Annotated in this window: 1 protein-coding gene; it reads left to right on the top strand. The window is 67.3% G+C overall.

Translation table 11 applies throughout. The annotated features are described in order from the left end of the window. The coding region (locus O7A70_RS34120) for an IS66 family transposase (RefSeq protein WP_337144245.1) at positions 1-251 on the top strand (251 nt) is incomplete at both ends.

Raw genomic sequence — 251 nt, 5'->3', positions numbered from 1 at the left:
CCGCAAGGCCGAACAGCCACTGCGGCACCTTCAGGGCTTCGTCGGAATCCTGCAAGTCGACGGCTACGCCGGATACCGGGCGTTGGCCGAGCGCAATGCCGTGAGCCTGGCGTTCTGCTGGGCGCATGTCCGTCGACGCTTCTACGAACTGGCCCAGTCCGGACCCGCGCCGATCGCCACGGAGGCGCTCCAGCGCATCGCCGAGCTCTACAAGATCGAGAGCGAGATACGGGGACGCTCGCCCGAAGAGC

The sequence above is a fragment of the Mesorhizobium sp. Cs1299R1N1 genome (genome assembly GCF_037179655.1).
In the GTDB taxonomy this organism is placed as follows: Bacteria; Pseudomonadota; Alphaproteobacteria; order Rhizobiales; family Rhizobiaceae; genus Mesorhizobium; species Mesorhizobium salmacidum.
Note: the sequence above shows the minus strand (reverse complement) of the source record. Positions and strands in the feature narration are given on the sequence as shown.